Source organism: Azospirillum palustre, assembly GCF_002573965.1.
Classification (GTDB): domain Bacteria; phylum Pseudomonadota; class Alphaproteobacteria; order Azospirillales; family Azospirillaceae; genus Azospirillum; species Azospirillum palustre.
Window position 1 is genome coordinate 622,305 of the sequence record NZ_PDKW01000041.1, and the last position, 13,672, is coordinate 635,976.

The 13,672-nt window shown below is 68.9% G+C and carries 11 protein-coding genes and 1 other annotated feature; of the genes, 9 read left to right on the top strand and 2 right to left on the bottom strand.

The annotated features are described in order from the left end of the window. The 9 genes from CRT60_RS16550 to CRT60_RS16590 all read left to right on the top strand — a co-directional run bounded on the left by CRT60_RS16550 (window position 1) and on the right by CRT60_RS16590 (window position 8,083). Window positions 1–678 carry a site-2 protease family protein gene (locus CRT60_RS16550; protein ID WP_098737617.1) on the top strand — a complete coding sequence of 226 codons (678 nt, stop codon included), beginning with the start codon at window positions 1–3 and terminating at the stop codon, window positions 676–678. Window positions 679–689: 11 nt separating this feature from the next. Beyond that, on the top strand, window positions 690–1,532 hold the full coding sequence (locus CRT60_RS16555) for a segregation and condensation protein A (RefSeq protein WP_098737618.1): 843 nt from the start codon (window positions 690–692) through the stop codon (window positions 1,530–1,532). After that, a complete protein-coding gene (scpB, locus tag CRT60_RS16560; RefSeq protein WP_098737619.1) occupies window positions 1,525–2,142 on the top strand; it encodes an SMC-Scp complex subunit ScpB in 618 nt (205 codons plus the stop codon). Before CRT60_RS16555 ends, scpB begins: the two co-directional genes overlap by 8 nt. 161 nt (window positions 2,143–2,303) lie before the next feature. After that, window positions 2,304–2,540: a twin-arginine translocase TatA/TatE family subunit gene (locus CRT60_RS16565; protein ID WP_098737620.1), complete on the top strand. Its 237-nt coding sequence runs from the start codon at window positions 2,304–2,306 to the stop codon at window positions 2,538–2,540. Between the two features lie 73 nt (window positions 2,541–2,613). Continuing rightward, on the top strand, window positions 2,614–3,162 hold the full coding sequence (tatB, locus tag CRT60_RS37540) for a Sec-independent protein translocase protein TatB (protein WP_098737621.1): 549 nt from the start codon (window positions 2,614–2,616) through the stop codon (window positions 3,160–3,162). Between the two features lie 15 nt (window positions 3,163–3,177). After that, entirely contained in the window at window positions 3,178–3,966 is a 789-nt protein-coding gene (gene tatC, locus CRT60_RS16575) for a twin-arginine translocase subunit TatC (protein ID WP_098737622.1), read from the top strand. 170 nt (window positions 3,967–4,136) lie between these two features. Next, on the top strand, window positions 4,137–6,806 hold the full coding sequence (alaS, locus tag CRT60_RS16580; protein WP_098737623.1) for an alanine--tRNA ligase: 2,670 nt from the start codon (window positions 4,137–4,139) through the stop codon (window positions 6,804–6,806). A 74-nt stretch (window positions 6,807–6,880) separates the two neighbouring features. Beyond that, entirely contained in the window at window positions 6,881–7,213 is a 333-nt protein-coding gene (locus tag CRT60_RS16585; protein ID WP_098737624.1) for a DHCW motif cupin fold protein, read from the top strand. Window positions 7,214–7,240: 27 nt separating this feature from the next. Continuing rightward, on the top strand, window positions 7,241–8,083 hold the full coding sequence (locus CRT60_RS16590) for an AAA family ATPase (protein ID WP_098737625.1): 843 nt from the start codon (window positions 7,241–7,243) through the stop codon (window positions 8,081–8,083). Window positions 8,084–8,101: 18 nt separating this feature from the next. Here CRT60_RS16590 and CRT60_RS16595 read toward each other — a convergent pair whose 3' ends face one another. Together CRT60_RS16595 and CRT60_RS16600 are read right to left on the bottom strand one after the other, a co-directional pair. Further along, complete coding sequence (locus tag CRT60_RS16595) at window positions 8,102–11,887, bottom strand: AAA family ATPase (protein ID WP_098737626.1); 3,786 nt, start codon at window positions 11,885–11,887, stop codon at window positions 8,102–8,104. Next, window positions 11,887–13,131 (bottom strand): exonuclease SbcCD subunit D C-terminal domain-containing protein, encoded by a 1,245-nt coding sequence (locus CRT60_RS16600; protein ID WP_098737627.1) that lies wholly within the window; start codon window positions 13,129–13,131, stop codon window positions 11,887–11,889. Before CRT60_RS16600 ends, CRT60_RS16595 begins: the two co-directional genes overlap by 1 nt. Window positions 13,132–13,478: 347 nt before the next feature. Then, window positions 13,479–13,656 (top strand) — a sequence feature (23S ribosomal RNA rRNA prediction is too short). Window positions 13,657–13,672: the final 16 nt, after the last annotated feature.

The window sequence follows — 13,672 nt, forward strand, 5'->3', positions numbered from 1 at the left end:
ATGGAGGAATGGATCTTCCAGGTGACGGCCGTGGCCCTGCCGGCCATCCTCGCCATCACCCTGCATGAGGCGGCGCACGGCTTCGTCGCCTGGCGGCTGGGCGACGACACCGCCTATCGGCTTGGGCGCGTCACCTTCAACCCAATCCGCCACATCGACCCGTTCGGCACGGTGCTGCTGCCGGCGCTGATGTATTTCACCACTGGTTTCGTCTTCGGCTGGGCCAAGCCGGTGCCGGTCAATTTCGCCCGGCTGGATCACCCGCGCCGCGACATGGTGTGGGTGGCGCTGGCCGGTCCGGGGACCAACTTCCTGCTGGCGGTGGCCTCGGCGGTGATCTGGCGGCTGGTCAATCCCGAGAACAGCTATATCGAGCTGTGGATCCGCTCCGCCGCCGAGGTCTCGGTCCTGGTCAACGTCATCCTGATGGTGTTCAACCTGATCCCGCTGCCGCCGCTGGATGGCGGTCGCGTCGCGGTCGGCATCCTGCCCGATGTCCTGGCGGTGCCGCTGGCGAAGCTGGAGCGCTTCGGGCTGCTGATCCTGATGGCGGCCTTCTTCCTGCTGCCGATGCTGGGGCGCCAGATCGGCATGGACCTCAGCGTCATGCATTGGGTGCTGGGTCCGCCCGTCGATGCGGTGATCGACTTCATCCGCGTCCTGACCGGCAACGACTGATAGGGTATCGAATGGCCGATCTGCTGGCCGAGCGCGAAGCCGGCTCCCCTGCGGTTGCGGAGGAGTCGGCGTCCGAACAGCTGTTGCTGGTTCTGGACGGCTTCGAGGGGCCGCTCGACATGCTGCTCGCGCTGGGGCGCGACCAGAAGGTCGACCTGACGCGCATCTCCATCCTGGAACTGGCCGACCAGTATCTCCGCTTCGTGGCGGAAGCGCGGAAATTGCGGCTGGAACTGGCCGCCGACTATCTGGTGATGGCGGCATGGCTGGCCTACCTGAAATCGCGCCTGCTGCTGCCCGAGCCGGAGGGGGAGGAGCCGTCCGGCGAGGACATGGCCGCCGCACTCGCCTTCCAGCTCCAGCGGCTGGAAGCGATGAAGGGCGTCGCCGGAACGCTGTTCGCCCGCCCGCGGCTGGGCATTGACCTCCACCCGCGCGGCGCGCCGGAGGATTTGGACCTGCGCCGCAAGTCGGTCTACGAGGTCACGCTGTTCGACCTGCTGCGCGCCTACGGCCAGCAGCGCGCCCGCAAGGAATCCGGCGTCCTGCACATCGCCCCGGTCCGGCTCTATTCGATGGAGGAGGCGGTGCGGCGCCTGTCCTCGCTGCTGGGCCGCATGCCGGACTGGGCGACGCTGGCAAGCTTCCTGCCGGGCGGGGAGGGCGGCGAGGGCGGCGGCGGTCTGCTGACCCGCTCGGCGCTCGCCGCGCATTTCGCCGCGACGCTGGAACTGGCCAAGGCCGGCCGGGTCGAACTGCGCCAGGAGAGTGCCTTCGCCCCGCTTTATGTCCGCGGCCGGCCGGCCGGTTCCCAGGACGGCGACATTTCGGAAGAAGCGCAATCGCATGATTAAGGAAGTCACCGACGCCCACGAGGCGGAGGCCCGCATCGGCAAGCTGCGCCTGCTGGAGGCCCTGCTGTTCGCCTCAAGCGAGCCGCTGGACGAGGAGACGCTGGCCGGCCGCATCGGGCCGGAGGTCGGCCTGCTGCTGGAGGAGCTGCGCGCCCATTACGCCCCCCGCGGCGTCACCCTGGTGCGCACCGGTGGCGGCTGGGCCTTCCGCACCGCGGTCGATCTGGCGCCGGAGCTGCGGCGCGAGGAGGAGGTGTCGCGCAAGCTCTCCCGCGCCGCCATCGAGACGCTGGCGATCATCGCCTACCACCAGCCGGTGACCCGCGGCGAGATCGAATCCATCCGCGGTGTCGCGACCAGCAAGGGCACGCTGGACCTGCTGATGGAGCATGGCTGGATCCGGCCGGGCAAGCGGCGGGAGACGCCGGGCCGGCCGCTGACCTGGATCACCACCGACCATTTCCTCGACCATTTCGGGCTGGAGACCTTGCGCGACCTGCCCAGCGTCGACGACCTGCGCGCCGCCGGCCTCCTGGACAGCCGCCCGGTGCTGCTGGGGCTGGGGGCGACGGCCGACGACAGCGCGCTCGGCACGGGTGACGAGACATAAGCCGCAGGCGGCAGCTCGGTTTTTCTCCGGCGCTCGCGCGAATTCCCGTGAAACCTCAATGACAACCGGTTAAGGATGGTGGGGCGAACGTTGCGGCACCCCGGCCTTTCTGCCATAGTGCCGGCCCGCCGCAAAGGCCGTTCAAACGTGATAGGCGCGCCATGGGTTCTTTCAGCATCTGGCACTGGATCATCGTTCTTCTGATCGTTCTTCTGCTGTTCGGCGCCGGTAAGCTGCCGAAGGTGATGGGCGATCTTGCCAAGGGCGTGAAGTCCTTCAAGGCGGGGCTGCAGGACGACAGCGACGATGCCGCTCCCGGCGCCAACGCCAAGACCATTCCGAACCAGCCGGCCAACACGGCCGAAGCCGCGGCCAAGAAGGACGAGGCGGTCCGCTGACCGGCAGGCGCGCGGCCGCCCCTCCGGGCGCCGCACGCCACCCTGCCCACCGCATTCGTGAAGCCGGAAGAACATGTTCGACATCGCTTGGTCCGAACTGATGGTGATCGCCGTCATCGCCCTTGTGGTCATTGGACCCAAGGATCTGCCCAAGGCGATCTTCACGCTCGGCAAATGGGTGCGCAAGACGCGGGTCGTCGCCCGCGAATTCCAGACCCACATCGACGACATGATGCGGGAAACCGAGTTGGACGAGCTTCGCAAGGAAGCGCTGAAGACCCGCGACCTGAACATCAAGAAGATGATGGAGGACACCATCGACCCGAAAGGGGAGGTGGGCAAGGCCTTCGACGCCAAGGAATTCGATGTGGGCCTGAACGGCCATGCCGGCAGCACGCCCGAACCGGACCTGCCCCAGGCGCCGACCCCGCAGCCGCCGGCCCCGGCTGCTCCGGCGGTGATGGACAGCGTGGGACCGGCCGGCGCGCCGTCGCCGATCACGACCGCTCCGATCTCGCCCATCGCCACCGACCCCGCTCCGCCGGCCCCGGTGCCGCAGCCCGCTCCGGCCCCGCGGCCGGACGTCGTGGCCGCCGCCCAGCCGACCGACAAGCAGACCTGAAGACAAAGACGGCCCATGACCGGCGATACGCAGCAGGACGAACTCGAAGACAGCAAGATGCCGCTGATCGATCATCTGATCGAGCTGCGGAACCGGCTGATGTGGGCAATCGGCGCAATCCTGATCGCCTTCCTGCTGTGCTATGCGGTTTCGGACAAGATCTACAATTTCCTGGTCCAGCCGCTGGCCGACATCCTGGCGGGGCAGGGGCGCCGGATGATCTACACCGGCCTGACCGAAGCCTTCTTCACCTATGTGAAGGTGGCCTTCTGGGCCGGCTGCTTCATCTCCTTCCCGGTGATCGCCAGCCAAATCTGGATGTTCGTGGCGCCCGGCCTCTACAAGCACGAGCGCAAGGCGTTCCTGCCCTTCCTGATCGCCACCCCGGTGATGTTCCTGACCGGGGCCGGCATCGTCTATTACTTCATCTTCCCGATGGCCTGGCGCTTCTTCCTGGGCTTCGAGTTCCACCCGGACGGCAGCAACGCCCTGCCCATCGAGTTCGAGGCGCGCGTCGGCGAATACCTGCATCTGGTGATGTCGCTGATCTTCGCCTTCGGCATCGCCTTCCAACTGCCGGTGCTGCTGACCCTGCTGGTCCGCGTCGGCATCGTCAGCACCGACGCCCTGGCGTCGAAGCGGCGCTACGCCATCGTCGGCGCCTTCATCGCCGCCGCGGTGCTGACCCCGCCCGACGTGATCAGCCAGGTCAGTCTGGCGCTGCCGCTGATCGCGCTCTACGAGATCGCGATCGTCATCGGGCGCCGGATCGAAAAGGCACGGGCCGCCGCGGAAGCCGAGTGATCGGCGGCAACGCGCCCGCAGCATCTTGCCAGGGGCAATTCGCCACTGGCAATTTGCCTGCCTTGACCTAGGGTAATAATCCGTCCGTCGTGGACATGCCGCCATTCTCGCGCTAAAAGCACGGTTCGGCCACCAAAAGGCCTCAGCCGCGCACCCGGAGCCTTGACCGTATGCAGACCGCCAACGACATCCGTCGCACGTTCCTGGATTTCTTCGCCAAGCAGGGCCATCAGAAGGTCGAGTCGTCGCCGCTCGTGCCGCGCAACGACCCGACGCTGATGTTCACCAACGCCGGCATGGTCCAGTTCAAGAACGTCTTCACCGGTGCCGAGACGCGGCCCTACAAGCGCGCGGCCACCTCGCAGAAATGCGTGCGCGCCGGCGGCAAGCACAACGACCTCGACAATGTCGGCTATACCGCGCGGCACCACACCTTCTTCGAGATGCTGGGGAACTTCTCCTTCGGCGATTATTTCAAGGACGACGCCATCGCGTTCGCCTGGAACCTGATCACCAAGGAATACGGGCTGCCGGCCGACAAGCTGCTGGTGACGGTCCACACCTCCGACGAGGACGCGGCGGGCATCTGGCGCAAGGTCGCCGGCCTGTCGGACGACCGCATCATCCGCATCCCGACCGACGACAATTTCTGGCGCATGGGCGACACCGGCCCCTGCGGCCCGTGCTCGGAGATCTTCTTCGACCACGGCCCGTCGATTGCCGGCGGCCCGCCGGGCAGCCCGGACCAGGACGGCGACCGTTTCATCGAGATCTGGAACCTCGTGTTCATGCAGTATGAACAGCTGGGTCCGGACAATCTGGTGGCGCTGCCCAAGCCGTCCATCGACACCGGCATGGGGCTGGAGCGTCTGGCTGCCGTGCTGCAGGGCAAGCACGACAATTACGACATCGACCTGATGCGGGCGCTGATCATGGCGTCGGCCGAGGCGACCAAGACCTCGCCGGACGGCGCGCATGCCGTGTCGCACCGCGTCATCGCCGACCATCTGCGTTCGACCTCCTTCCTGATCGCTGACGGCGTGCTGCCGTCGAACGAGGGCCGCGGCTATGTGCTGCGCCGCATCATGCGCCGCGCCATGCGCCACGCCCACATGATCGGCGCGCGCGAGCCGCTGATGCACCGTCTGGTCCCGGCGCTGATCCAGCAGATGGGCGACGCCTATCCGGAGCTGAACCGCGCCCGCGCCCTGATCGTCGAGACGCTGAAGCTGGAGGAAACCCGCTTCAAGCAGACGCTGGAGCGCGGCCTGCGCCTGCTGGAGGATGAGGTCGGCCATCTGGGCGAAGGCCAGCCGCTGGCCGGCGACGTCGCCTTCAAGCTGTACGACACCTACGGCTTCCCGCTCGACCTGACGCAGGACGTTCTGCGCGGCCAGGGCCGTGGCGTCGACGAGGCCGGCTTCAAGGCGGCGATGGACGAGCAGCGCCGCAAGGCCCGCGAATCCTGGGCCGGCTCGGGCGAGGTCGGCACCGAGAAGCTGTGGTACGAGATCAAGGACGAGCTGGGCGCCACCGAGTTCTTCGGCTACGACACCGAAGTTGCCGAAGGCAAGGTGACTGCCCTTGTCAAGGGCGACGCCCGCGTCGAGGCCGCCGGCATCGGCGATCAGGTGCTGGTCGTCGTCAACCAGACGCCCTTCTACGGTGAATCGGGCGGTCAGGTCGGCGATGCCGGCGTGATCTTCTCCGCCGGCGGGGCCGAGGTCGCGGTGTCCGACACGCTGAAGAAGCTGGGCGCCGTCTGGGCCCATGTCGGCACGGTCACCAAGGGCACGCTCAAGGTCGGCGACGTGGTCGAACTGCGGGTGGACACCGAGCGCCGCTCCGCCATCCGCGCCAACCACTCCGCCACCCACCTGCTGCACGAGGCGCTGCGCCATCGCCTGGGCGACCATGTCACCCAGAAGGGCTCGCTGGTGGCGCCCGAGCGTCTGCGTTTCGACATCAGCCAGCCGACCGGCCTGAGCGGTGCCGACATCGCCGCCATCGAGGACGAGGTGAACCGCCGCGTGCTCGCCAACAGCGAGGTCATCACCCGCCTGATGTCGCCGGACGAGGCTCGCGCCCAGGGCGCCATGGCGCTGTTCGGCGAGAAGTACGGCGATGAGGTCCGCGTCGTCTCGATGGGCGGCCCGCATGGCGAGCAGGACCGCGATTACTCCATCGAACTGTGCGGCGGCACCCATGTCCGCCGCACCGGCGACATCGGCGTGTTCAAGATCGTCTCCGAAGGTGCCGTCGCCGCCGGCGTCCGCCGCATCGAGGCGCTGACCGGTACCGGCGCCAAGGCGTGGCTGTCCGAGCGCGACCATCTGCTGACCGAGGCGGCGAGCGTCCTCAAGGTCAAGCCCGACGAGGTTCCGGCCCGCGTGGCGGTCCTGGTCGAGGAACGCCGCAAGATGGAGCGCGAACTGGCCGACCTGCGCCGTCAGGTCGCCATGGGTGGCGGTGCGAAGGCCGACGGCGGCAACGAGGCCAAGGATGTCGCCGGCGTCAAGCTGGCCGCCCGCGTGGTCGAAGGCCTGCCGGCCAAGGACCTCAAGCCGATGGCCGACGAGCTGAAGAAGCAGGTCGGCTCGGGCGTCGTCGTGCTGATCGCGTCGAACGAGGGCAAGGCTTCCATCGTCATCGGCGTGACCGACGATTTGACCGCGACCTTCAGCGCCGTCGATCTGGTCCGTGTCGGCGCCGAGGCGCTGGGCGGCAAGGGCGGCGGCGGACGGCCCGACATGGCGCAGGCCGGCGGCCCCGACGCCTCGCTGGCCCCTGCGGCAATCGAGGCCATCGAAAAGGCGATTGCGGCCAGGAAGGCCTCCTGATCGCGATGAACACCGGCCCCCGGATCGCTCCGGGGGCCGTTTTTCTGTTGGTGCCGTCTTCATAAGGTCCGGCGATGGAACTCCCGACTCTTCCCTTCACCGTGACCGACTGGTCCGCCGTTCCCGTCACCGAACATCCGGGCGAGACCGGGCTTGCCCGTTGGCGCAGCTTCCACGCCGGGGAGTTGCGGGTGCGGTTGGTCGACTACACGCCGGGCTATCTGGCCGACCATTGGTGCGACCGCGGCCATGTGCTGTTCGTGGTCAGCGGCGAGCTGATCACCGAGCTGAAGGATGGCCGCCGCTTCGTCCTGACCGCGGGCATGAGCTATCAGGTGTCCGATTTCGGCGACCATCCGCACCGCTCCTCGACCGAAATCGGCGCCACCCTGTTCATTGTCGACTGAAACGTCTTCGCTTGAGGGAGCCTGTCCATGCGCTTCACCGGTACCGACCGCTACGTTGCCACCGACGATCTGATGGTGGCGGTCAACGCCGCCATAACGCTGGAGCGGCCGCTTCTGGTGAAGGGCGAGCCGGGCACCGGCAAGACGGTGCTGGCCGTGGAGATCGCCCGGGCGCTGAACAAGCCGCTGCTGTCCTGGCACGTCAAATCGACCACCAAGGCGCAGCAGGGCCTCTATGAGTACGACGCGGTCAGCCGGTTGCGCGACAGCCAGCTGGGCGAGGCGAAAGTCCATGACATCGCCAACTACATCGTCCGCGGCAAGCTGTGGGAAGCCTTCGACGCGCCGGACTCTCCGGTCCTGCTGATCGACGAGATCGACAAGGCCGACATCGAGTTTCCAAACGACCTGCTGCTGGAACTCGACCGCATGGAGTTCCACGTCTATGAAACCCGCCAGACGATCAAGGCGGCCAAACGCCCCATCGTCATCGTCACCTCCAACAACGAGAAGGAGCTGCCGGACGCCTTCCTGCGCCGCTGCTTCTTCCACTACATCCGCTTTCCCGAGCGCGAGACGATGGAGCGCATCGTTGAGGTTCATTATCCCGGCCTGAAATCGGCCCTGCTGCGCGAGGCGCTGAACCTGTTCTACGATCTGCGCGAGGTTCCGGGCCTGAAGAAGAAGCCCTCCACCTCGGAGCTGCTGGACTGGATCAAGCTGCTGATGGTCGAGGATGTCGATCCGGAGACCCTGCGCGCCAAGGACGCCCGCACGCTGATCCCACCGCTGTGCGGCGCGCTGCTGAAGAACGAGCAGGACGTCCATACGCTGGAGCGGCTGGCGTTCCTGGCCAAGCGGGGGCGGTGAGGGGCTGTCGCTTGCCCTTCAAACGCCTTCCACCTCTTCAATCGCCAGCCCGAGCGCAGCCCCCGCCACCGACTGCACCGTCACCCGGCTGCGCCCGCCGCCCAGCGGCAACACGCGGATCTGCGTGCCGATGCGCTCGACCATCGCCGGCACGTGGCTGATGACGCCGACCTGACGCCCGCCGGCCTGCAATGCTTCCAGGCAGGACAGCGCCACGTCCAGGCTGTCGGGATCGAGCGTGCCGAACCCCTCGTCGATGAACAGCGTGCCGATCCCGCCGGAGGTGCCCGCCGCCATCGCCGACAGCCCGAGCGCCAGGGCCAGCGAGACCAGGAACAGCTCGCCGCCCGACAGGCTGTGCACGCCGCGCCGCTCGTCGCCCATTTCGCGGTCGACCACCTGGATCTCCAGATCTGCCCCGGCCACCCGCTCCAGCCGATAGCGGCGGGCGAGATCCTCCAGATGCCGGTTGGCATGGGTCAGCAGCAGGTCCAGGCTCAGGCTTTGGGCGAAGTTGCGCATCTTCTGCCCGGTCGACGACCCGATCAGCTGCGCCATCTTGCCCCACAGCGCGCAACGGGCCTGCTGCGCCTCGATGTCCGCCATCAGCCCGGCCAGCCGCCGCCGGTTGGCATCGTCCGCCTCGAGCCGTCCGCGCGCCGAACCGAGCCGGTCGCGGTCGCGCTCCAGCACCGCGCGGATGTTCTCCGCCGCCGCCCCTGCGTCCTCGACGCTCTGCGCCGGGCGACCCGCGGCATGATGGTCGCCGCGCTGGCGCCGCCGTTCGGCGACCACCAGAGCGGCATCGCCGCGCGCCCGTTCCAGCACCGCCAGCGCCAGCTCTTCCGCTTCCAGCTCGCTTTCGGGCGCGACCAGCAGCCGGCGGACCTCTTCCAGCCCGACCCCGCGCCCGGCGATCTCCCGCTCCAGCCGCTCACCGGCGGTCACGGCCTTGTCGGTGCAGCGTCTCGCCGCCTCGCCGCGGGTTTCCCGCTCCTGCTCCGCGGCCGACAGTCGGGCGATGGTGTCCTGCCGGGCGAAGGTGGCCCTCTCGACCAGGGCTTCGGCTTCGTGCTTCTGCGCAGCCAGGGCCGCCCGCACCTCCGACACCGGCCGTCCACCCAGCACCGCGGCGCGCGCCGTCCGGGCCTCCGCCAGCCGTCCGGCGAGATCGGCCGCCCGATTGCGCGCCTCGTCCTCCGCCCGCTGCGCGGCCTCACGTTCGGCGCTCTGCACCGCCCGCTCGCCGCTGGCGCGCTCGACCTCGCGGGCGGCACGGGCCAGCCCGTCGCTCTTCTCCCGGTACTCGGTCACCCGCCTTGCCAAAGTGGCCCGGTAGCCCTCCGGGTCCCGCTCCAGCAGAGCCTGCCACCCGTCCTCTCCCGCCAGGCCGTCGGACAGCTCGGCCAGCGCGGAGTACCGGTCGGCCTCCGCCCGTTCCAGCGCCGCAGCTGCCAAAGCCAGGGCCTGCCGTCCGTCGGCCAGCCGCTGCCGGGTCGCCTCGCACTCGCTTGCCAAGCCAGCCGCCGCGGTTTCCAGCCGCCGATGCTCCAGCTGCGCCGCATCCAGCCGCCGGCGATGGTCGAGCGCCCGCTCCTCATCCTGCGCGATGGCGGCCATCCGGCGGTCCACCGCATCCACTTGCCCGCGGATGGCCATGAGGATGTCGGTATGGATGTCGGTGAGCGTTCCGCCCCCGCTATCCCAATCGATGGCCGCCGCCTGCGCGGCCCAGCGCGCATCAAGCCCGTCGGCCTCCCGCGCCATCGCCGCCAGCCGCGCGGTCAGCGCCTCGGCCCCCTTGCGCGCCGCCAGCTCCGCCGCTTCCAGTGCCGCATGCCGGGCCACCGTCGCGGCCAGGGCTTCGCGCAATCCGGCGAGGTGCGTTTCCTGATCCCGCGTCACCCGGCCGAGCGGCGTCGCATCGGCGCCCGCCCAGGGATGAGCCGCCGATCCGCAGACCGGGCAAGGCTCGCCTTCGGCCAGCCGGCCGCGCAGGCTTTCGACATCCTCGCTCTGGGCCAGCAACAGCCGTTGCAGGGTGCGATCCGCCTCGTCGACCGCGGCCTGCTGAGCGGCCCGGCCTTCGGCAAGCTCCCGCGCCGCCGTTCCGTCGCGGTCCGCCTCGCCCAGCAGCCGCAGCCGCTCCCCGTCCGCGGCGGTACGCTCGGCCTCCAGCCGCTGCCGCGCCTCTCCGGTGGCCAGCAGCGCCAGCAGCCCGTCGCGCCGTCGTCCGGCCTCCGACCGCGTTTGCCGCGCCTCCTCCAATGACGGCACCGCCATGCCGCGCAAGCTGTCCAGCGCCTGTTCGGCCGAGCGGCAGCGCTCCCGCGCCTCGGCCAGCCGGCCTTCCACGGTGCGTGCCGCGGCTTCGGTCGCCGCAAGCTCACGCTCCAGCCGTTGGCGCTCCTGCGCGGAAGCCCTTCCGCTCCGTCCATCGGCGATGAGGCGCGCCAGCAGCCGGTCCCAGCGCTCCCACTGTCCGGCCACCCCCGAGAAGCTGGCCTGCTCGCGCAGCCAGACCTCCAGCCTCGCGGCATCGCTGCGGGCCGAGGACAGCGTGGCGTCGATGTCCTGCATCGCCTTCCGCAGCGCGATGCTGCGCTGGACCGCGGCCTTCGCCGCCGCGTCGGCGGTCGCCTGCTCGCCGGTCAGGGTTGCGATCCGTCCATCCAGGTCGGCCGCGCGGTCGAGATCGGGCTCGGCCTTGGCCTGCCCGGCACATGCCGCCTCGAAGCGCCGCCTGGCCTCGCCATGGCGGCCGGTCGCCTCATCCACCGCCAACCGTGCCGCGACCAGGGCGGTCTCCGCCCGCTCGACCGCCGCCGCGGCCTCCGCCGCTTCGTCGCCCGCGCGGTCGGCGTCCACCAACACCGACCGCAGCGGCTGCAACCCGCGCAGGGCGAGAGCCGCATTGCGCCGCTCCTCCGCGCCGCTCCAGGCATTCTCGGCCGTTTCGGCGGCTTCGACCGCCTTGCTCTCCGCCGCCGCGAGCTGGCTGTCGCGCTCATGCCAGGCCAGCGCCGCCTGGGCGAGCGCCAACGCCTGTTCGCCGCTCCGCACCGCCTCCGCCGCGTCGCCGGCCTCGGCTTGCAGGGCAGTCCGGTCGTCGTCGCTCAGCACCCCGATGCCGCCGCCCTGCGCCATCAGCCTGTCGAGCGCCTGCTTCTCCGCAGTCGACCGCTCATGTGCCGCAATCGACAGGCGCGAGTAAATCTCCGTCCCCGTCAGCAATTCCAGCAGGGCGGAGCGCTCGCGCGGCGGTGCCTTCAGGAAGGTGGCGAAATCGCCCTGGGCCAGCAGGACCGCCCGCCGGAACTGTTCGAATGTAAGGCCGAGCCGCCGCTCGATCTCCTCAAGCACGCTCTTCTTGCCGTCACCGAAGCGGCGTTCGCCGTCCAGGCTGCTCAGCGACATGCTCTGCTGCTGCAAAGCGCCCTGAGCCTTTTGCCGGGCCCGCCGCACCTCCCAACGGGCGCGATAGGCGTCGCCGTCGATGCCGATGAAATCCACCTCGGCCCAGCCGAAACCGGCGCCCCGCCGCAGGATCGTCCGCACGTCGGTGGTGCGGATGCTGTTGGGATCGCCCTCCGGCCCCAGCATCTCGCCGCGCCCCTCGGGCAGCCGCGGCATGCTGTCGAACAAAGCGAGGCACAGGGCGTCCAGGATGGTGCTCTTGCCGGCGCCGGTCGGTCCGGTGATGGCGAACAGCCCGGCCCGCCGCAATGGCTCCCGGTCGAAATCGATGGCGAAGGGGCCGTCCAGGCTGGTCAGGTTGGCGCCGCGAACCGCGAGAATTCGCATCACATCGTCTCCTGCACGCCGGTCAGCAGCTCATGGAAGGCCGCCATCAGGTCCGGTTCTGGATCGCCGTCGTGGCTGCGGCGATAAAGACGGCGGAAGACCTCCTCCGGCTCCAGCGAGGCCAGATCGACCAGCGGCGCGCTGTCGGCCAGGGTCTGGCCGCTGCCGGTCAGCCGCACCCCCAGCTTCAACAGCCGCACCGGCCGGCCGGCCAGCACGGCCTCAACCTCGTCGCGCAATGCTGGGCGCGGTTCCGGCAGCGTGACCGTCACCTCCAGGAAGGGCCAGGCATCGCGCGGCAGGCCGCTGTCCAACTCCAGCCGCTTCAACCTGTCGAGCGCCGCCTCCGGACTGGCTTCGCTGACCCGGTGGATCGCGACATGGCGCGGCACCCGCAACGCCTCATGCCCGACCAGCTGCCCGCCCGCGAACTCGGTCAGCACCACCTGATGAGGATAGGGCTGCTCGTCCAGCGCCAGCGGGATCGGCGACCCGCTGTAGCGCACCGCCTCGCGCCCGCCGACCGCCTGCGCCCGGTGCAGGTGGCCGAGCGCCACATAAGCGGCATCGTCCGGGAAGATGTCGACCGGCAGGGCATGCAGGTTGCCGCCCAGGATCTTCCGCTCGCTCAACTCGGACAGGGCGCCGCCCCGCATATAGCAGTGTCCGGTCAGGATCAGCGCCTCGCCCCGGCCGCAATGCTCCCGCCCACCGGTCCAGGCCAGGCTATAGAGCCGCCGCACCCCTTCGATCAGCGGATCGATGTCCTCGGCCTCCTCGACCGCCGGCAGGTCGGACGGCCGCAGATAGGGCATGGCGACACAGCGGGCCGCAACGGCGCCATCGGCGTCGTGCAGCGGCACGATCAGCGGCGAGGGGTCGAACATCCCGGCGGCGGAAGCGGGCAGGGCGCCGATCACCCGCACCCCCATTTCGGTCATCAGCGGCGAGGGGGCCTCCAGACGGCTGGCGCTGTCATGGTTGCCGGCGACCACCACGATGTCGAGCCGCGGGTGCAACGCCTTCGCCCGCGCGACGAACCTGTAGAAGAGCGCAAGGGCCGGGATCGGCGGATTCTGCCCGTCGAACACATCGCCGGCGATCACCAGCGCATCCACCCGATGCTCGCCGATGCGGTCGATCAGCCAATCGAGGAAGCAGGCATGCTCAGTATCGCGGGGAATCCCGTGCAGAGTCTGGCCCAGATGCCAGTCGGCGGTGTGGAGAAGACGGAAGCTCCGCATGGTCCTGCGCTCGCAACGAAACGATGAGCCACTCTAAGGACCGCGCCACCGGCCGCGCCTGCGAAAAATGACGCTGACGAAAAAATGACGGAGCGATGAAAAAAGCGCTTGCGCGGTTTGGGGGAGGGCGCCTATAAACCGCTCCACCGACGGCGGGGCGCTGATTGAGGCGCGGCGGCGGCGGCAGAAACGGAAGAGAAAACAGCGACTTAGCGGTTTCGATCTTCCGGCTTCGACCGAAATTCTCCGGTCACTCCAATCCGATCCTCTCAAGAAGAGGATGCGGAAGAGCGGCCGGTGCGACGCGTCTCAGCGTTGCGGGTTCATTGACAAGTTAATACCGTGTTGTGAGAAGGGATGCGCAGGCGGCGGCAGTTGGTAGCCGTGCGAGCAGGCTTTGATCCGTGAATTTCCGAATGGGGAAACCCACCGCGCAAGCGGTATCCCATGCTGAATAAATAGGTATGGGAAGCGAACCCGGCGAACTGAAACATCTAAGTAGCCGGAGGAAAGGACATCAACCGAGACTCCGCTAGTAGTG

Bases quoted from the DNA above. Each gene is read 5' to 3' on its own strand.
- CRT60_RS16550 (WP_098737617.1), top strand. From the start codon at position 1: ATGGAGGAATGGATCTTCCAGGTGACGGCCGTGGCCCTGCCGGCCATC.
- CRT60_RS16555 (WP_098737618.1), top strand. From the start codon at position 690: ATGGCCGATCTGCTGGCCGAGCGCGAAGCCGGCTCCCCTGCGGTTGCG.
- scpB (WP_098737619.1), top strand. From the start codon at position 1,525: ATGATTAAGGAAGTCACCGACGCCCACGAGGCGGAGGCCCGCATCGGC.
- CRT60_RS16565 (WP_098737620.1), top strand. From the start codon at position 2,304: ATGGGTTCTTTCAGCATCTGGCACTGGATCATCGTTCTTCTGATCGTT.
- tatB (WP_098737621.1), top strand. From the start codon at position 2,614: ATGTTCGACATCGCTTGGTCCGAACTGATGGTGATCGCCGTCATCGCC.
- tatC (WP_098737622.1), top strand. From the start codon at position 3,178: ATGACCGGCGATACGCAGCAGGACGAACTCGAAGACAGCAAGATGCCG.
- alaS (WP_098737623.1), top strand. From the start codon at position 4,137: ATGCAGACCGCCAACGACATCCGTCGCACGTTCCTGGATTTCTTCGCC.
- CRT60_RS16585 (WP_098737624.1), top strand. From the start codon at position 6,881: ATGGAACTCCCGACTCTTCCCTTCACCGTGACCGACTGGTCCGCCGTT.
- CRT60_RS16590 (WP_098737625.1), top strand. From the start codon at position 7,241: ATGCGCTTCACCGGTACCGACCGCTACGTTGCCACCGACGATCTGATG.
- CRT60_RS16595 (WP_098737626.1), bottom strand. From the start codon at position 11,887: ATGCGAATTCTCGCGGTTCGCGGCGCCAACCTGACCAGCCTGGACGGC.
- CRT60_RS16600 (WP_098737627.1), bottom strand. From the start codon at position 13,131: ATGCGGAGCTTCCGTCTTCTCCACACCGCCGACTGGCATCTGGGCCAG.